Source organism: Paraburkholderia sp. D15 (genome assembly GCF_029910215.1).
Taxonomy (GTDB): Bacteria; Pseudomonadota; Gammaproteobacteria; order Burkholderiales; family Burkholderiaceae; genus Paraburkholderia.
This window is the reverse complement of record NZ_CP110395.1, coordinates 1128270-1146355: the sequence shown is the minus strand read 5'-3', so window position 1 is coordinate 1146355 and position 18086 is coordinate 1128270. Positions and strand designations below refer to the sequence as shown.

15 protein-coding genes are annotated in these 18086 nt (G+C 62.1%); 1 reads left to right on the top strand and 14 read right to left on the bottom strand.

The features are described from left to right. Nucleotides 1–25: 25 nt before the first annotated feature. Entirely contained in the window at nt 26–2536 is a 2511-nt protein-coding gene (locus LFL96_RS05015) for a type VI secretion system Vgr family protein (RefSeq protein ID WP_280998719.1), read from the bottom strand. A gap of 1946 nt (nt 2537–4482) precedes the next feature. Between LFL96_RS05015 and LFL96_RS05010 the strand changes: the two genes are divergently transcribed. Next, nucleotides 4483–4701 (top strand): hypothetical protein, encoded by a 219-nt coding sequence (locus LFL96_RS05010; protein WP_280998717.1) that lies wholly within the window; start codon nt 4483–4485, stop codon nt 4699–4701. Nucleotides 4702–4847: 146 nt separating this feature from the next. On the opposite strand, the gene LFL96_RS05005 is transcribed toward LFL96_RS05010, so the two are convergent. The 13 genes from LFL96_RS05005 to LFL96_RS04945 form a co-directional block, all read right to left on the bottom strand. Beyond that, nucleotides 4848–5639, bottom strand: a complete 792-nt coding sequence (locus LFL96_RS05005; RefSeq protein WP_280998715.1) for a DNA adenine methylase — start codon at nt 5637–5639, stop codon at nt 4848–4850. A gap of 473 nt (nt 5640–6112) precedes the next feature. Next, on the bottom strand, nt 6113–6742 hold the full coding sequence (locus LFL96_RS05000) for a hypothetical protein (RefSeq protein WP_280998713.1): 630 nt from the start codon (nt 6740–6742) through the stop codon (nt 6113–6115). After that, on the bottom strand, nt 6739–7323 hold the full coding sequence (locus LFL96_RS04995; RefSeq protein ID WP_280998711.1) for a glycosyl hydrolase 108 family protein: 585 nt from the start codon (nt 7321–7323) through the stop codon (nt 6739–6741). Before LFL96_RS04995 ends, LFL96_RS05000 begins: the two co-directional genes overlap by 4 nt. Continuing rightward, nucleotides 7304–7768, bottom strand: coding sequence for a hypothetical protein (locus tag LFL96_RS04990; protein ID WP_280998709.1), 465 nt, complete (start codon nt 7766–7768; stop codon nt 7304–7306). The genes LFL96_RS04995 and LFL96_RS04990 overlap by 20 nt, the downstream gene beginning before the upstream one ends. 105 nt (nt 7769–7873) lie before the next feature. After that, nucleotides 7874–8926 (bottom strand): contractile injection system protein, VgrG/Pvc8 family, encoded by a 1053-nt coding sequence (locus LFL96_RS04985; protein WP_280998707.1) that lies wholly within the window; start codon nt 8924–8926, stop codon nt 7874–7876. Nucleotides 8927–8934: 8 nt separating this feature from the next. Further along, nucleotides 8935–9141 (bottom strand): tail protein X, encoded by a 207-nt coding sequence (locus tag LFL96_RS04980; RefSeq protein WP_280998705.1) that lies wholly within the window; start codon nt 9139–9141, stop codon nt 8935–8937. Continuing rightward, nucleotides 9116–10033: a phage tail protein gene (locus tag LFL96_RS04975; protein ID WP_280998703.1), complete on the bottom strand. Its 918-nt coding sequence runs from the start codon at nt 10031–10033 to the stop codon at nt 9116–9118. The genes LFL96_RS04980 and LFL96_RS04975 overlap by 26 nt, the downstream gene beginning before the upstream one ends. Nucleotides 10034–10045: 12 nt before the next feature. Further along, nucleotides 10046–12610 carry a phage tail tape measure protein gene (locus LFL96_RS04970; RefSeq protein WP_280998701.1) on the bottom strand — a complete coding sequence of 855 codons (2565 nt, stop codon included), beginning with the start codon at nt 12608–12610 and terminating at the stop codon, nt 10046–10048. A gap of 91 nt (nt 12611–12701) precedes the next feature. Continuing rightward, complete coding sequence (locus LFL96_RS04965; RefSeq protein WP_280998699.1) at nt 12702–13061, bottom strand: phage tail assembly protein; 360 nt, start codon at nt 13059–13061, stop codon at nt 12702–12704. Nucleotides 13062–13188: 127 nt separating this feature from the next. Then, a complete protein-coding gene (locus LFL96_RS04960; protein WP_280998697.1) occupies nt 13189–13692 on the bottom strand; it encodes a phage major tail tube protein in 504 nt (167 codons plus the stop codon). 10 nt (nt 13693–13702) lie between these two features. Beyond that, nucleotides 13703–14881: a phage tail sheath family protein gene (locus LFL96_RS04955; RefSeq protein ID WP_280998695.1), complete on the bottom strand. Its 1179-nt coding sequence runs from the start codon at nt 14879–14881 to the stop codon at nt 13703–13705. Nucleotides 14882–14952: 71 nt separating this feature from the next. Beyond that, nucleotides 14953–15465, bottom strand: a complete 513-nt coding sequence (locus LFL96_RS04950) for a phage tail assembly chaperone (protein ID WP_280998693.1) — start codon at nt 15463–15465, stop codon at nt 14953–14955. Nucleotide 15466: 1 nt separating this feature from the next. Next, nucleotides 15467–18085, bottom strand: a complete 2619-nt coding sequence (locus LFL96_RS04945; RefSeq protein ID WP_280998691.1) for a phage tail protein — start codon at nt 18083–18085, stop codon at nt 15467–15469. Between the last annotated feature and the right edge of the window lies 1 nt (nt 18086).

Below are 18086 nucleotides of genomic sequence, written 5' to 3'. Positions count from 1 at the left end.
AGAGATGTTCTACGGACGGGAGCGGTCAGCCGGAAAAAGACAGGCCGCGTCCACCTTTCGTTGCGACCGGCGTTGCCTGCAGTGGATCGCTAATCGTCGCGCTCGCGCCACCCGGTTTGTCCCACGTGGCGCACCGCTCCAGGATGTGCCCGGTCGTGACGTTCTCGATGCCCGCACCCTTGATGCTGATGTACGAGCCGCCCGCGCCGAGCCACACTTCCGTTTTGGCCGTTAGAACCAGTCGTCCCGTCGCGCTCTCCACCTTGAGATCGAGTTGCGAAAGCAGATTCATCGCATTGCTGAGCGCCTGAATATCAACCTGCCCTTTTGCCGCGATGAGTTTAATCCCGAGGTTCTGCGCGAAAAGGCTGATGCCGTCCACCACGCTGGCAAGGAGCGATTTACCCGCAGCGAGAATGACGTTCTTGCGCGCGACCGTGTTGACGTGTTGATCGGCGGTTACGTGAACTGACTGCTGCGTGCTGAGCGCAATACCTTCGGGGCTGGACAGCACCATGACGGGTTTCGAAAAACCATTCGCGTTGCCCGTCCCGCCGCCTGCCGTCCGGCCACCTTTACCCACCGTCCCTGCAACACTGTGCTGGGTTGCATCGGTGAAGGTCTTGAGCGCGTCATGCCCATCCTGCAGGCTCTCGCCCCGGTTCGTCTCACTTGCCTTGGAAACCGTCTCGAGGACAGCCTCGGCGCCGGCCAGTTGCCCGGTCGCGGTGGACACGTTCATTGGTTGGGTAGCGACGGGTTGTGTCGAAATGACCATGCCCTGCGCAGCGCGCAACGCACCATATGCGCCCGAACGCAAATCGAAGCCTGTGCCGATGAATGCGCCACGCGTGTTGTCCGTGTGCTGGATCAGATATCCCAGATGGAGGCCCGTGCTGTAACTGGTCGAGTACAGACTCACGCGGTTTTGTCCGCTGGCATCATCCATCAGGAATTCGTTAAAACCATCGCCACCGTATTCCTTCGAACGATGGCCGGAGAACAGCCCGTGCGAGTGGAACACCGGCTTCGTCGCACCACCATGCAGCCTCGATATGATCACCGGACGATCACAATCACCGTTCACGAAGCCGACGAGCACTTCGTCTCCCTTGCGCAGCGCGAAATGGCCGCCACGCTGACTTCCCGCGTCAGGCATGGCGGCACGTATCCATGCCGACGCGCGTTCATCGCGGCCCTTGCGGCTCCACGAAAGCCAGACCTTCGAACGGTTCAATGCGTCGGTGAAGATTTCTTCGTTATCCGGTGTGCCGACAATGCCCGTTTGCAGATGCATCTCGGGCTTGTGGTGCTTGAACGGACTGCGGAACGGCACGCGCCGACGCTGCGCTTCAATCTCCACCTGGAAGAATCCCGCACTGCCATCCGCGTGACGGACTGTCGATCCCGCGCCCGCTGCGCGGGCCTGTTCGACTTCGGCGCGCAGGCTCTTCGGGAACCGCGCGAGGGCTTCAATGCCGGGTACGTTGTTCTGGATCTGCCAGTCGACAGCAATGATCGCCATCTCGCGATCATTTGCCGCTTCCCTGTCGTGAACAGGGTGGCCATCGAGCCGGTACCAGTATCCGGGCAGTGCGCAGCGCAAACCGCCGACACCGAAGTAACGCTTCGAGCGGCTCGCCATTTCCTCGGCACGAATGCGCGCCTGTTGCTCTCCCATGTCGCTGTCCGACCATGAGTAGCCGCCGGTGTAAATGTACTGCTCACCTTGCGCGGGCAGTTCGTCCTGACTGAATGCGGGTGAGTTGACCTCTTTCGGCAGGTCAGGACGCATGTAATCGAACGTGTTCGTCGTGATCGATTCGCTCTGCGTATCCTGCTGCTCGCTCCACTGCGTCAGACCGTCGAATTCCTCGTCCGTGCCCGAGCGGCTGAATTTCACCACCTGCTGCGGCAGCGGCGGAACGAAATACAGATCATCCATGATGACGATCGTGTGTGACTTGCCGTCCTTCGCGAATTCAAAACGCGGGAAGACGCCGACCTCTTCCATGCTGCGATAGACAAAGTTCCAGTCGTCTTCCCATTGCACACGTTGCGAGTACGAACGGATCGGCGAGCGCAACTCGAAACGGTACTGCCCTTGCGCCTGCGGCGTTTTGGCGAACACATCGGCGAGAATCTGCTGGCCGTTCGCTTCCTGCCAGTCGCGGCAGTCACTGCTCAGTTTGAGCAAGCCAAGCCAGGACGAAAACCGGATCTGGTAATAGGCCATCGGTCCATCGCTTCCGAGACGGCGTGCATGCTGAACGTAGCCGTGGATCGGCATGTCGGTGCCATCGTTCTGCTGAATCCAGAGCGTGACCGGTTTCAGCACCAGCGCGCCGAGCTTGATCTTTTCACCGTGCGCCGATACGGCATCGACTGTGAATTCAAGATTGCCTCCGAGGCGGGCTGAACCTTTCACGTACATCGGTACGAGCCAGTCTTCGCCGAGCGGCGTGTCGAGCCTGACAAGACGCCCCAACTGCGTATACCCGGCGCGCAGTGCGCCCTGCAGCACTTCGTAAGCCATGCTGGATCCTGTCTATGGAAAACGCATATGGCCGCCACAAAACAGGTGGCAGCCAGTTCACTTTGATATTGACTGCAAGTAAAAGATGCAGACTTCGGGCGCCGAATGTTTTTTAAATCCGCCCCGACAGGAAAATAAACCCGATTCTCATAATCCTTTCAACTTCAATTATTCACATCGCATGAAATGCGAATCAGGCGGTGTCATTACGCTCTAACGGTGCGCGCGATTTTACCCGAATCAATGGCCCGCGTTAAACAGTCGCCGCATCAAATTCCACCGCGTATATGCGCGTTATCTTGAGACCTTGATAATTTCTGAGGTAGAACGCAGACTCCGTTTGCCTCTTCCTTTTAGAATCAACCCGCCGAAGAAAGACGGCGAATAGTCCGGTCGAGTTTGCAGATCAGTTTCAGGAGAGAAAGCAGAATGCCACGTGGGTCTCCCAGCTTCCAACGCATGACGCGCGAAGAGTTCGAGATGTTGGTAGCGGCCGCGAGACGACCAGGAAAGGTGGGAAGACCGATATCGGATCGCAGCGCCGCAATGGCGAGGGCTGTACTGGTTGACGGCTTGACTATCACGCAGGCGGCGCTTGCCCATGAAGGAGGCGCGTCAACCGTTTTGCAGGCCGTTTCGCTTTTACTCCGGTATCAGACGCAAGCGCCCGATCTGTCCGCGCAACGTTCTCGCGACGAGCGGCTGGCCGGAATCCGAAGCAAGTTTGTCGATGCGGGACTGCGTCTGCTCGACACCGACTGGCACGGACAGCACCGTCGGTATCGACTGCGATGCGGACAAGGTCACGAGTGGGAACGTGGCGGTCAGCACCTCCTACGCGCTGCTCGGATAGCGTGCGAGCGTTGCCGGGTCGAGGGGGTCATGCACCGCATGCGCAACATCGCTAAGCAGTCCGGGGGCGAATGCCTCGCTCGCTCTTACCGCGGATTGAACGGCAGATACCAGTTCGTTTGTGCGATTGGCCATAGGTTTCAGACGACAGCCGATATCGTCCTCGGGGGCAGTTGGTGCCCGGCGTGCTCAAACATGCGAAGGGCTGAACGCCAGCTCTGGGCCGAGGGCGGGCTTCTTCCAATACGAAAACGCGCCCACGAGCGTGGTGGCGAATGTCTGTCGACGGTCTATGAAGGAAAGGCGGCTCAATACCGGTTTCGATGCGCTCAGGGTCACGAGTGGGAAACAAGCGGAACCGAGGTGATGCGTAAGGCGTGGTGCCCGCACTGCGTCCACGATCGTGCTCGTCGATCGGGCGGACTGGCGGATCTGCAACGGGCAGCCGAACGTCAAGGCGGTCAGTGTCTGGCGTCAGCTTATCAACGTATCCGGACCCGGTATCCGTTCCGGTGTGCTCAAGGACACGAATGGCTGGCATGGGGCTCGGAGATTATCAAAGGGAGTTGGTGTCCGACGTGTCGCACCGAAGACCGTCAACGGCGAGGCATCGAGACGATGCGTTCGATTGCAGCCGAACGTGGGGGACAGTGCATGTCCGATAATTACGTTGACAACGAGACGAAGCTCGAATGGGAGTGCGCGCGGGGTCATCGCTGGTGGACACGGCCCCGGCAGATAACGTCCGGCAACTGGTGTGCACAATGCGTTTTCCTGTCGCAGATTACGCGCGAGAAGACACGCCGCATGCGTCGCCATGAGGCGGTGCAGGCCCCTAGAGAATAATCACGTCTGAGGTCAATTGTAGGGCCGGTAGGAGACGAGACCAGGCCGAAAGCGATAGGCCGACATTACCCGGGCGGGGCCGTCGAGGCGCCGCACGCGGGACACCCCTTCGCTAAATCATCAAGCTACGAGCGGCCTGGAGACAAGGCGGGCAGCCGCGCGCCGGCACCCGTACCAGTGCCCTCCCATTCGCTTCGGTGAACGGCTACTGTTGATAAAGTTGGCTCACCAATTCGAGGACAATGAAAATGAAACCGATCAGACTACGCGTGCCGCGCGAAGACGCCGCGGAACTTGCAGACGACCTGACGGCGTGGGCGGCCGGCACAGGCATCGATCCTGCGCCTACTGTTGACGACGCTGTGGACTCGACCGTCGGAACCGATGCGCCGGCCGTCTACAAGGTATACGTAAGCGAAAGCTTTTTCGCGCAGTTCCCAAAATGGCTGCCGTGCGTTGAGCACTGACACGCCGCAACGTCGATTAACTCGCCATTGGGCAAGATGTGAAATTTGCAGGAACGATCAGGGTGCCATAATAGACACTTCGCGCAGCAGGCGATGCGGACCTGCAAAAGCTCATTGTCGGCGCAATTGAGTGCAGTGCCCGTACGTTAGAACAGACCCGCCGGCTGCGCTGCGTCGTCCCAGCTAAAAATAATCACCTCCTTGCGCAGTGCTTCCCGACCACCACCGCCCACGGTGTATTTGATATCGACAGTCTCAATATGAAATCCCTCGAATGCACTGCGGATCGCGGGATGGTCGTTCAGGCTGACGATCGCCCTGCCCTTGATCGTTCGTAACTTTCGTGCCATTTCTTCGTATTCGCTGAACGCGAAAGGCACACCGTATCCTTCCGTTTCAAAGTAAGGCGGGTCGAGATAGAACAGCGTATGTGGCCGGTCGTAACGATCGATGCACTGCTTCCAGTCGAGGTTTTCGATATAGGCGTTCGACAGCCGTAAATGCGCTGCCGACAGGTTTTCTTCAAGCCTCAGCAGGTTCAATCCCGGCGGCGCAGTGGTCGCCGTGCCGAATGACTGCCCCTCGACCTTCCCGCCGAAACAGTTCTGCTGCAGATAATAGAAGCGCGCCGCTCGGTGGATATCGGTGAGGGTTTCCGGGATCGTGTCCTGCAGCCATTTAAACACCTGCCGGCTGGTGAGCGCCCACTTGAACGTGCGGACGAACTCTTCCAGATGGTGCTGCACGACGCGGTACAGATTGACGAGTTCGCCGTTGATATCGTTGATGACCTCGACCTTCGCCGGCGGACGCATGAAGTAAAGCGCAGCGCCGCCTGCAAAGACTTCGACATAACAATCGTGTGCGGGGAAACGCGGGATGAGGTGATCTGCGAGGCGGCGCTTGCCGCCGATCCATGGAATGATGGGAGTTGCCATTGTGAAAGCCGTTTTTAAACGTGGTGTAGAATCCGGCCCGCCTACCGGTAGGTAGCAGGGCCCTGGCTGATTCACTGGCACAAGCAGTGGAGAGGCGACCGGCGGAGATGCGCGAACATCCAGCCGGTCGCCCTGTTTTTCATGCGCGGGAAAGCGCCATGAAAGTTTCTTTATGCGATTTGATTTGCGTTATTCCGTAGCGTGAGAAGACTGTTAAATCCAATTGAAACCAACGGATTTATCGCTACGCGAGTAATTGAAACTCCTAGAATAGGCGTCCGCAATCGGACTGATCCCCGGATGCTTACGCCCGCCTTAAAGGTGGGCTTTTTTTTCCGGGTTAAGCTGCCCTATCTGTGCGATATTGGCGTCTTCTTTATGCTCCTCTCAGCTCCTCTCAGGCCGCTGAGATCTGGCCTGCCGTCCTCCTCTGCGGCAGGCTTTTTTTTGCCCATGCGTTGCCGAGCCTCCAATCACTTGAGGGGTGCGGGTGTGCTGGAATCACGCGTCGACACGATGGTGTCCGGCGACACGGCGAACTGCGTGATCGCTGCAGCCTGCCGGTCAGCGCGCGACGACGATCCGAAGAAATATTCTTTCGAACCCAGCACCATCGCGATCAGGATGCCGAACAGCGTATCGAGCGCGCGCATCACGCTGTCGTCGACCTTGATCTGCTGCGCTGCGAGCAGGAATTCCAGACCGATCACGCCGAACAGCGCCACCGTGTACATGTAGGCTAAATTGCGCGCGGTGTGATCATGCTCAGCTGCCGCGAAATTTCGCGCGCTTGCGCGGTCGTCCGCCGCAACCTTGTCGGCCTGGACCTGAATGCCGGCCATGTTCTCCGCGTGTGTAAAGCCGGCCTGACGCATCTTCAGGGCAAAGTCGTCATCGGCCTGTCGCAGGGCGAGCAGCTGGTCGGGCGTCAGTTGCTGCCCGAACTGCTGGCCAGTCAACGCGGCCTGCACCGCATCGACCGACGTGTCGGATAGCGCGAGCCTGCCGGCGATCGTCGAGGCGGCCATCGCGGCAATGCCCGGCACCCCACCCGTCAGCGCGGTGACCAGCCACGGCGCAGCGGTCTTCAGGAAATCCATCATGCGCTTACTCCGGATTCATGGCCGAATTCATGGCCAAATGCCCGGTTGAGTTGCCAGCCGTATTCGAACGTCTCGTTCTCCGGCCGCCTCTCGGCGAGCTCAATGTAGTAGACCGACTGCTGCGCGGCGACCATGCCCATCAGCACGCGGTGCCCGTCGACGCCGCGTGCCGCGAGAAACGCCCGGAGTGCGGCGAGCGTCATCGCACCGACGCCACCGTCGACGGCGATATCGGCGAACGCCCGCGCATTCTGGTTCAGCACGTTCAGCGCGCGCTGCATGAACCGCACGCCGACGGGCTGACCGCAGTTAACCCCGATATCGAAGAGCTTTTCTGCAAGCGCCGACGACACCGCATCGACGAGATCGAATTTCGGCTGCAGCCAGTAGCGGCTGCGGTAGATCTGCGCGGCGACCGCGCGCGACATGTCCCGCATCGCACCGGTGTAACCAAACGCGCGCGCGACCGCCACGGTGATCCCCCACATCGTCTCGCCGCCGGCGTCGGCCGGATTGTTTGAGTACCGACCCTCGCGCCCAATCAGCGCATCGATCTTCTGGTCAACTGTTGTTACGGGCATTGCCTGCTCCTTTCGATAATGTTTTTTCAAGCTCCTCGATCCGCTGCTGCTGCAGCCGGTTGAGGATGTCGCCTTCGTTGATATGCGTGAACACCCACACGATCGAGCCCACCAGAAAGGTCTGCACGATGCCGAGCACGATCCCGAGCACCCACATCGCGCCTCTCGCGGTGTTCTTCATGGCCGCCACTTTTTCGTCGACGCCGCCGATCTGGTCCTCGAGCGCGGCCCGCTCCTTCTTTCCTTCATCCAGGCGCGCCCACAGCAGCTCGATGTCCTTGCGCGCGTTCTGGTTGTGAATCGACATCTCGGCGATCGCGCGATCAAGCGCGGCAACCGGCTGCACCGACGTCTTGATGTCCTCGAGGCTCGCCGCGACGCTGCGCAACTGCTCGCCGAAACGCGCGATCTGCACCGCCAGATCGTTGTTATGCTGGTCACCCATCGGGCTATCCGTTCACGTATAAAAAAACCGCCCGGCATGTCTGCACGGGCGGCGGATGGTTGAATTGCTGCACGCATGAATGGCTGTACGCGTGCACAGCTGTCTTTAATGTGACGGCGCCGGCACCACCAGATTGATTTTCTTCGCGGGCTTCTTTCCATGCCCGACCTTCGCCTTGCCCCTATTGCCCGCGTTCAGTTCCACCTGCGTCTCCCAGCTGCGGCCCGCGAAGGTGTGCGTCACGGACTCGATCAGGAAGTCGCCATCGGCCTCCTTCTTGAAACCCTTGAGCGTGACGGTCTTCTCGGCCGCGAAGTCCGCGCGACCGGTCATCGTCATCGTGCTCTTCGCCGTGTGATGGTTCAGTTTCTGCAGCCGCGCGTTCGCCGCTGCCTTCGCCGCTTCGTGGCTTGCGAACGCGTGCCGCTCGGTATGTACCGCCGACGCGCCGGGCGGCGCATCGGGATTCGGGATCGTCAGATCGATTTTTTTTCCGGTCCTCGCGTCATGGACTTTCGTGCGAACGGCGACGAAGCTCGCGCGATCCGGAAAGGTAATCTCGTAATCGAGCAGCGCATCCGGCGTCACCGTGATGCCCGGCAACGGCTTGCCGCTCGCGCTCTTGCCAGCGCCGCGGCTCGCCACAATCAGCTTGCCCGCCTTCACGGTCGCCGTCGCACCATGCTGGCGTGCGAGGCGCGTCACAAAATGCAGATCGCTCTCGCCGAACTGGTCGGCGCGTGGCACCTGCGTGTCGACGCTGCACGCGGCGGCCCACCGGTTGCGCCGGGCAATGTCGCCGACGATGTCCGCAAGCTTCACGTTCTCCCAGCTACCATACCGGTGCGTCTTCGCACCCGCGCGCATGTTGGCCGGCTTGCCGCGGATTACAACGGACGAGGGCGGCCCTTTCAGGGCAATCTCGTCGACCGCATACTCGCCCATGAACGAGAGTGCCTTGCCGCTCCAGCCGAGCGAGATCTTCAGCGTGGCGCCCTTGGGCGGAAACTGGATCCTGCCGTCGCGATCGTCGAGCTCGATCTCGCACTCGTCTGCCTCGAGCCCGGGTTTATCGACCGTGCGGATGCGCAGCACGCGATCCTCGATCACACGCGTGATGTCGTCGCCGTTGGCAACGATCTGGAAAATGGCCTGCATTGTTTCTCCTAGGTCCAGAGCTGGACCGGTTCATCGCGCTGCACATCGAGATCGGGCAGCGTCACGATGATGCCGGCGGCGAAGGGTTGCGGATGGGCCGCAAGACCTGGATTGGCTTCGTACACCGCCTCGACCACGCCCGCAAGCGATCCGTAGAACGCATGGCAGATCGCATCGAGCACATCGCCGTCAGAGGTTCTTATAGTCTTCGCCATAGCGGCCGAACTCCAGGCTGAAAGTCTGTTTGCGTGGCGCACCGTCGGACATCAGCGCGTCCTGCTCCTCGTCGACGCCCTGCAGATACCAGCGGCCGAGTACCTCGCCGTAGCCGGTCGTCAGTTGCACCGGCTTCATCCTGCCGCCGATCGTACGCAGCGCATCGATCTGCCGCATTCCGACATGGCCTGAGCCAGCGGCGCCCGCAGCGCACGCTGCGAAAACGACACCCGAGAGCGTGATCGTTTCACCGCCCTGACTGACGGCCTGCAACGCCTCCTGCCGGTTCAGCCGCTCCTGCGATGCCACCCGGTATTTCGTGGTGCGCCGCAGCTTGTCGAACGCCGCGGTCGACAGATTGAAGTGGAACGTGTCGCCTGCATCGGACGCGAGCGTCATGAGGTGGGGCGTTGCGCCTGACGCGCCATCGAGAACACCGGGCAGCAGTGACCCGCTCCCCGTCGACGTGACAAACGAAGGTGCGACGGCGCCCGGCGACGCGCCTTCCTTGACGCCTGACCACGCATTGAATTTGGTGCGCACATCGCCGAGCGCCGTACTCACCGACTTCGCTGCCGAGCTGACCAGCGGGTAGCTGGACCCACTGGCGATTTTGAGGACGGTGCCTACCGACGACTGCACGGCGTTCAGGCTGCGCACGACCGTCCCCACCTTCGGGCTCAGGTTGCCGGCGACCGACAGTGCGCTGCCCGCACCCGAGAGCAGTCCGGCCGCATTCGTGAGATTGCCGGCCGCGAGCTTCTGCAATACCGTCACCGTGTTTTCGCTTGCGGGCTGGTTGCGCCCGGCCACGCGACTCATGTTCTGTACGCGTTCGGTTGCGATCGCCGCCTGGGTTGCGGCCTGGGTGATCTGTCTTGTGAAATCCACGCTGTTCGCCTCCTACAGATGCGGACTATCGAACATCGCCGAGCGGTTGCTCTTCGCGAGCTGATCCTTCATCAGTCGCTGCAGCTGCGGCGACACCTTCGCGAGAAACCGGTCAGCGGCATCGCTCGAGGGCTCGCTCTGGATCGTGACGTGAAACACCGGCGCGAAGGTGTTCTGCTGGTCGATCTTCGCGACGGGCTTCTCCGCGCCCGGCCCTTTCTGCAGTGCTTTCGCCTTCGCGAGGGCGTCGGCGACAGCCTGCTGGCTACCGCCGCGTGCGTCGTTCTCCCCGGACCCTGGCCATGCCCATTTCGTGACCGCGCGCAGTGCCTTGCCGCCGGCGAACGTGCCCAATGCGCCGCCGACCACGCCCCCGATTGCAAGCACGATCGGCCCACCCAGCGCACCGATGGACGCGCCGATCTTGGCACCCAGCAGCCCGCCGGCGAGATTGCCGGCGATACCCGCAAAGCCCTGCGCCTTCGCGGCGCGCGTGTCGTGACTGCTCGCAATCGCATACGCGTCGGTTGCCGCCAGCCCGAGCTTCAGCACGGAGCCCGCCATTGCGAGCTTGCCGAGATGCGGCAGGAGGCGTGGCAAAACACGGGGCAACACGCGGGGTAACGCAGCAGGCAACGCGCGCGGTACCAGTCGGGACAGGCGGCCTGCCCAGCGCCCCGCAAGTCCACGCGCCGCACCGAACACGCGACCGATCCGGCCGGCACGTCCTGCACGACCGGCAGCGCGCCCCGCCGCTTTACCCTTACCTGCCCCCGACAGATCATCCGCCATATCGGCGGCAGCGCCAGCGAGTCCACCGCCTGCACCTTCTGCACCACCGGGCATGTTGACCACGAAGACCCGCTGCACGCCCGCCGATGCAGCCGCACCGCCGAGCGTCTCCAGCACACGACCCGCGGCGCCTGCCACACCGCCGCCCTTCGCCGCACCGCCTGCCTTGCCACCGCGCGCGACGAGAATCGACCCGCGCGCAACGTCGAGCGCGCCGCGCCCGATCCGGAAAAGCGACTTTGCACCGCGCCACGCGAGCAGTCCGGCCGCCACACCGGCGACAGCGACCGTCGCTTTCGGCGCCGCGTCGGTGATCTTCGCGAGGCCTTCGCCAGCCGACTTCGTCGCATGGCCCGCGGCGTCGGTCACCGGCCGCAACGCATCGCCGATGCTGCGCATCGCGTCGTTCCACTGCTGCCCGACCTCACTCCACACCTGTTTCGACGCATCGCGCCGGTCGGCCAGATCCTTTGCGATCTCGCCGCTCGCGCTGGCGGAATCCTTCTTCAGGCGCTGGTACAGATCGGCGTTTTGCAGGTACGCGGTCAGCGCCGCCTTCACCTGCATGTCGTTAAAGAGGTCGCCCGTCTTCATCGTGTCTTCGAACGCGGCGATCTGCGCGCGGCGTTTATCCGGATCGGCCTCGCCGTTTATGTTGCTCGCGGCAGCCGCAAGCTGTTTCGCCTTCGCGGGGTCGGTGCGTTCGATATACGCACGCGCGAGAACGAAGGAAGCCTCGAGCGTCGACCAGCCCTTGCCGATCGCTTCGCGCATTTTGGCTTCATAGTCGACACCAGCTTTTTTGTAGTTGCTCGCGGTTTCATTGGATCCGATCTTGGAGAACCAGTTTTTGAGATTGTTCGCGGCTTCATCTGCGTTGCCGGCCGTCTTCATCTGCACCTGCAGCATCGCGCCGAGCTGCGTGACCGAATCCTGTCCCGTGATGCCGATCTTCTGCATCTCGGCGAGCAGCACCGGAAACCAGCGGGCCATGTCGGCCGACTCGAACGAGCCTTCCTTGCCGAGAAACGCGATCGCCTCGAACGCCTTTTCCATCTGCCGCGGATCGGTGATCTTCGCGTTCTGCTGCAGCGCCTGGATCATCCGTGCGGTCTCGACCGTCGTCGCCGCCTGACCGATCGAGAACTTCGCCGCAAGCGGTGCAAAGTCGAGCGCGCGGCTTACGTCCATGCCACCCGCCACCATCTGGTTGACCGCTTCAGCGAGCTCGTTGCGCCCGATACCGTTATCGCGCGCATCGCGCCGGATGCGCTCGCCCATCGACGCTTCCTGCGCGGTCCGTGCGATGCCCGCCTTGATCGCGATGTCGCGGATAATGGCCTGATAGTCGGCCGAGACCGTCGCCGGCACCGCGACCGCTGCCGAGAACTTCACCGCGTCGCCGATTGCGCCGCGCACGCCCTCGCGGCCGGCCGAAATCCGCTCGTGACCCGCCGCTTTCAGATCGAGACCGCGCGCGGTCTGCCCGAGACGCGTATAGGCCCGCTCGAGGCGATCGACCTCGACTCCGTTGTCGCGCAGCGTGCGCAGATTCGATTCGATCCGGCGACGGATCCCGTCTGCTGCCCGGTCGCCTGCTGCATGCAGTCGGCGAAACTCGTCCTGCAGATCGCGCGTTTCGCCGATCGTGCGCTGCCACAGCCGCGCCTCGTTCGCCGTCTTCTTCAGACCCGTGATGCGCGAACTGGTCTCGGTAATCGCCCGGCCGAAAGTAGCCGACACGGCGCCGCCGATCACGATGCCAAGTGCAATGTCGTTTGCCATGTATTCCTTCCCCCGGCATTAATCCGTCAGCCACCAGATCACCTCGTCGAGCGTCATCCCGTCGATCGAGGCCGGCTGCACGCCGTGTTCCTTAAGCAGCCGCTTTGCCAACGCCTTGAGCGTTGCCTGGCTTATTCTTGCCAGAGGATGTGAGGCGAAAGTAGGCGTCCTGGACGCGGTGATAATCACCGAGATCCATGCCCTCCAGGTCGTTCGGCGAGACGCCCGCCAGCGCCGCAAAGATCGCGATCTCCTGCCCCTCTTCATCGCCCGGCGCGACCTTCTGCGCGGCGCGCATGTCCCGCACCTTCGGGCGGCGCAACGTCAGCACATCGCGCACCACGCCGTCGAAGGACGTCGGGTAGTCCAGCTTCACCGTGACGTTATCGACGCGATCGACCGCGCTTTTATCGTGGCTGTCGCCCGCACTGCTAACCGTATTGCTGTCCATCTTTTCCTGTCTCCAGATAGAAACGGCGGGCCGCGTGGCCCGCCGTTCATGTCAAAGTCACTATGCCGCGCACGTCGTCGTAATCCGCTGAATGTCGCGACACGCTGCTACATACCGCTACATACCGCTACATACCGATCGCCTTGCGCACCTCGGCAAGCTGGTCCACCCCGTCGATGATGCGCACCATGCCCAGCACGTCGATCTCGTGCACGACCACGCCGTCGATCTCCAGCTTGTAGTACGTCAGCGACACGGTGAATTTGGCATCGACCTTTTCGCCGGGCTTCCAGTCGCCGCCATCGAACTCCGAGAGCATCCCGCGAAATGTCACGGCCACCGCCTTGGTCGCGCCCTTCGTATCGCGGAAGGCACCGCGGAACACGCCGTTGAATGCCGTCGCATCGGCGAGACCAAAGAATTTCAGTACATCGCGCTCCATCGTCGACATCTGGAATGCGGCTTCGAGCCCCTCCATGCCGAGATCGATCTTCACGGGCGCGTCCATGCCGCCGGCACGATGGTCATCCGTCTTGATCTTCAGTTTGGGCAACGTGCATTGCGTAGCACGCCCGGCAAAGCCCCTGCCGTCGGTGTACACATTGAAGTTATAGAGTGTTTCCGGAATCACGTATCACCTCTCACGTATTGGTATCGAGCACTTCGGTCAGCCACTGGTTGGTGACCTCGAAGCGGAAGTTCGGGTTTTCTGCCGGCGGCACATCGGTGAAGCGGATGTTCCAGTACACCTTGCCGTCCTCGAGCTGCGTTGCGGTGTTCAGCTCCGGATCGGCGTACACCTCGAAATTGATCAGCGCGCCCTGGTTTTTCAGATCGCGCATGAACGCCCGCAGCCCTTCGGTCACGTCCGCGACGTAGGTCGCCGTGATGCCGCGATCGACCGCCCACTTGTGGCCCGCGAGTACCGCATCCATCACGATGTCGAGCGTGCGCACGCGCGTGACGAATTTCCACTTCGCGTCGGCCGACAGCGTGCGGTTGCCCCACAGCCGGAACCCGCCGTCGCGGATGATCGTGGCGACGTTCGCGTTGTTCAGCAGGTTCGCGCGGCACGTCTCGTCGCCGTCGAGAAATTCGACCGGCCGTTTCGTCCCGGTGAGATCGGTGATTTCCTTGTTCGACGGCGACGCCCAGAAACCGACGTTGGCGTCCGTCTGGCAGAAGAGCCCTGCGGCATACGGTGACGCCGGCGCGCTCACATCCGCATTCGCGGTGGTGTCCCAGTACATCGCACCGGGGTCGACCATGTAGAGCCGCTTGCTGCCGAAATTCTTCGCATACGCGATGGCTGCCTCATCGTCGGTGTTCGGACCGTCGATGATGCCGATCGCCCGCAGCCGTCCCGCGAGCGAATCCATGGCGCTCGCTACGGCCTGCTTCGACGAGAAGCCGGGAGCAAGCAGCAGCCGCGGCTGCACGTTGAATTTCGATTTCGCATCGAGCAACGACTGCATGCCGGTGCGTGCGCCGCCCGCTGTCACGCCACCGATAATCGCCGAGGTCAGCGCAGCAGGTTCGCCGCCCGCGACACCATCGGGAACACCGCTCGCAACGATCACGGCCTTGCTCTGCGCATAGATTGCGCGTGCGGCCTGCGCGATCGCGCTTTTCTCGCCGAATGCCGCGACCGCTTCACGATAGCTCGTGAGCTGCACCGGCACATTGGGCGCGGCGAGATCCGCGCCGGGTGTGTACGTGCTGACCATGCCGACGATCGACGACGACGGCACGGCGATGGTACGGGGACCGCTGTCGACGAGCGACACGGTCACGCCGTGGAAAAACGATGTTGCACCCATGAGGTCTCTCCATAAAAAATGACCACCCGACACAACGTCTTCGGGCGGTCATGGGGTGTAATACAACCGGATCAGGCAACCGGCGGACCTGGCTGGGTCAGCGTCGACGCACCGCCCGCTGGCTGCGTTGCGTCGGTGGCCGGCTTGCCGGTTGCACTCGGCCTCTGCGGCCAGACGATTTCCGTCGGGAATCCCGTCTGGTCAGGCAGGTCGCGCAGCGCGCGGCGATAGACGAGCCACGACCTGTACTGTTCGTCGTCGAGATCAGGCACGCGACCTTCGTCGAGCTGGTCGCGTTGCCGCGTAACGATGGCATCCGTTTCCGCGAGCAGTTGGTCACGTTGCAGGCGCGCGATTTCCGCGAGTACTTCCTCGCCCGGCGGTGCCGGGTCGAGTAGCTGCGGTTTGCCTTCCGCGCAAAGCGCCATCCGCTTCCCTGCGCTCTGCCCTTCGAGCAGTTGTGCATGGTCCGCGCTGGTGATCTGGATGGAGCCGGCCGGGATCTGGTCAGGCGCGTGGATTGCGTCCGAATAAAAGCCCGTCACGACGCGCTCGGCGTCGAGGTGTGCATATATCTGGGTCATGCTAGAACCCGAGTGAAAACCAGTTGATCGGACCGGCGCCGTAAGTCGCGCCACCTTGTGCAGAGTTGGCGATATAGCCGTAAATAATGATCTGGCTCTGACTCAGGGAATAAACGTTCGTGAGGAAATTGCCGCCGCCGGTCGCATTCGAAACGCCGATGAGTTGCGATCGCGGGTAGGTCATTGGCAGCGTCTGTGTAAGTGCCCCGTTCGACGTGACGCCATTTCCCCATTGGAAAATCATCCCGCTGGGCAGCTTCTGGAATCCGCTCGAGCCGAGAGATGAACCGAAAAGCGGCCCCAGAAAATCCGCGCCCGTACCGACCACAAGCCACGTATAGGGCTGGTACTTGATGAAGGTCACTTCGCTGCCGAAAGGAACCTGGAATGACATGGAGCCACCGCTTCCGTCGAACGAGCTCATAAAGCGGTCATTGGCGTTCTGCTGAACAAAATTGACGGTGTAACCGGAAAGATTGTTGACGCGGAACGCGGCGCCGATAGGCAGTCGCGCCAATTCCGGCGTCGTCCACGTTTGCGGACCCTGCGACGCGGCCACGACAATGGCCTGCCCGATGTTCTTCTCGGTGAGAACGACCGAGCCTGGCGTGTAACTGCGTGCCCCGGAATAGCTGCCTAGCGCGCGTTGCAGCGCCTCGCCGTTGACGAGGTCCGGACCGCTGTCGAACTGCGCCGGCGTCTGCGCCTTCGGCGTGCCTGCAAAAATCACTTCCTTGTTGGTGCCGAACCGTACCGACTCGACGCCGTTGGTGGTGATCCCGAACACCCCATCGGCGATATGAAACAGACCTGTGTCCGGTGCGCCATCGTTGACGAATGTCAGCGATGGACGCGTGGCGTTACCTTCGCCGAGTAGCAGTTGCTTGCCATCGGCAAACACCACGTCATTGAAGATCGTGCCGCCCTTGGCAACATCCAGCGGCGTCAGGTTGCCCGCATGCCACGGGCTCGGCAGATTTCCTGCGTGCCATGGGTTCGCCAGGTTGTCTGTGCTCCACGGGTTGCGCAGATTGCCCGCGTGCCATACAGCGTTGCCCTGAACGGTGAGATTCCTGTTCCCGAATTCGTATTGAAACTGGCCGTTCGTCGGCGAGTAGAAGCCGGCCTGTTTCTCATTGGCATAGAAATATCCATCGTTCGAGCCGAGCAGTATCCGTCCTTCTGCCCCGTTTTTACCGACGCTTAGTGTGCCGTTGAACCGGGCGGAGCCGTCCACCTGGAGCGAATTTGTCCCGTCATCGTTGGCGGTGTTGCCCATCAGCACCCGGCCGGACGGCAGCACCTTGACCAACGACGTGCCGCCCGCCAGCAGTTCCGTAAATCCATACGGTGCCTCGGTGCCGATCGACGCGTTACCGGCGGTGCGGAAATAGCCGGCGCCGGCGTCGGCCGCCATCCATGCCTTCACAGAGCCATACGCGCCGGCATAGGCAAACCCGTACGTGCGTGTGTTGCCGTTGAACTGCGCGATGTTTTCGCCGTCATCATCCGACTTGCCGAAAAGCACGCGGCCGGATGCCGTGACACGCATGCGCGGCTGACCACCGCCGGCGACGAGATCGAGGAAGCCCGCAGCGGCTTCGGAGCCGAGCGACACATGACCATTCGAGCGGAAATAGGTCACCGTGGGATCGTTCGAGATCCAGCTCACGGTCGAGCCGAAGCCGAACGTATGCACACCGCGCGTGCTGACGTTGCCGCCGAACTGCGCGATGTTGGTCCCGTCATCAACGGCGGTGTTGAACAGCGCACGGCCGCCCGCCACAAGGCGCAGGACGCGTGCCTGCAACGAATCCTTCTGCGCGTCGTTCGCCGCGCCATAGTTCAGGCAGAAATCGAGGTACTCGGTCCCCCAGTTACCCCCATTGAAGCCGGCGCGGATCGACGCGGCGAGGCGCGTACCCGTATCCGCATTGTTGCCGAACGTGCCATACAAACGGATCTTCGCGTCGCGTCCATTCGCTCCGCTCGCGCCTTTCACGTAGAACTGCGCATCGGCTTCGCCAACGAGCGCGCCCGCCTGCACGGGGCCAGTAAAGGCGGCGCCCGTGAGTGCCGCATAGCGGGTCGCCGCCGTCCTGGGCGTGATGGCGCGCACGTCGTCGACACCGGCGTCGACCTCGGCCTGTGTCGCCAGCTCGACAACGCCCTGCCGCTCGGTGGTCGCCGGTGGATTGGTAAAATTCGCGTCGCCAAACACGAGCTGGGCCGCGTCGATCGTCGCGAACTGCATGTCGGCCGACAGCAGCAGCATCGCCGCCGGCGACTTCTCCATGATCGGGCCGTCTTCGGGCTTCTGGCAGTACGCACCGAACAGCACGCCGTTTTCCATATACAGGCCGAAGCCATACAGCGCGTACTGGTCGGCGGTGTCGTCGCGCAACGTCACGTGGATCGTGTCGGGTGCCACGTTCTCGCCGCCGAACGTCGTAATGCGCTTCAGTTCGTTCGGCAGCTTTTTAAGCGTGCGATCGGCCGCATCGAAGAGGCCCGTACCCAGACCGATCTCAACGATACGGTGCGCGCTGGTGCCCGTGTTACCGGGTGCGACGAGCGCGGCGCGGCCCGCATCGGTGATATTGATGAGTGATCCGATCATC

What these genes read in the sequence shown, in the direction of transcription:
- LFL96_RS05015 (WP_280998719.1), bottom strand. Translation starts at nt 2,536, where the DNA reads ATGGCTTACGAAGTGCTGCAGGGCGCACTGCGCGCCGGGTATACGCAG.
- LFL96_RS05010 (WP_280998717.1), top strand. Translation starts at nt 4,483, where the DNA reads ATGAAACCGATCAGACTACGCGTGCCGCGCGAAGACGCCGCGGAACTT.
- LFL96_RS05005 (WP_280998715.1), bottom strand. Translation starts at nt 5,639, where the DNA reads ATGGCAACTCCCATCATTCCATGGATCGGCGGCAAGCGCCGCCTCGCA.
- LFL96_RS05000 (WP_280998713.1), bottom strand. Translation starts at nt 6,742, where the DNA reads ATGATGGATTTCCTGAAGACCGCTGCGCCGTGGCTGGTCACCGCGCTG.
- LFL96_RS04995 (WP_280998711.1), bottom strand. Translation starts at nt 7,323, where the DNA reads ATGCCCGTAACAACAGTTGACCAGAAGATCGATGCGCTGATTGGGCGC.
- LFL96_RS04990 (WP_280998709.1), bottom strand. Translation starts at nt 7,768, where the DNA reads ATGGGTGACCAGCATAACAACGATCTGGCGGTGCAGATCGCGCGTTTC.
- LFL96_RS04985 (WP_280998707.1), bottom strand. Translation starts at nt 8,926, where the DNA reads ATGCAGGCCATTTTCCAGATCGTTGCCAACGGCGACGACATCACGCGT.
- LFL96_RS04980 (WP_280998705.1), bottom strand. Translation starts at nt 9,141, where the DNA reads ATGGCGAAGACTATAAGAACCTCTGACGGCGATGTGCTCGATGCGATC.
- LFL96_RS04970 (WP_280998701.1), bottom strand. Translation starts at nt 12,610, where the DNA reads ATGGCAAACGACATTGCACTTGGCATCGTGATCGGCGGCGCCGTGTCG.
- LFL96_RS04965 (WP_280998699.1), bottom strand. Translation starts at nt 13,061, where the DNA reads ATGGACAGCAATACGGTTAGCAGTGCGGGCGACAGCCACGATAAAAGC.
- LFL96_RS04955 (WP_280998695.1), bottom strand. Translation starts at nt 14,881, where the DNA reads ATGGGTGCAACATCGTTTTTCCACGGCGTGACCGTGTCGCTCGTCGAC.
- LFL96_RS04950 (WP_280998693.1), bottom strand. Translation starts at nt 15,465, where the DNA reads ATGACCCAGATATATGCACACCTCGACGCCGAGCGCGTCGTGACGGGC.
- LFL96_RS04945 (WP_280998691.1), bottom strand. Translation starts at nt 18,085, where the DNA reads ATGATCGGATCACTCATCAATATCACCGATGCGGGCCGCGCCGCGCTC.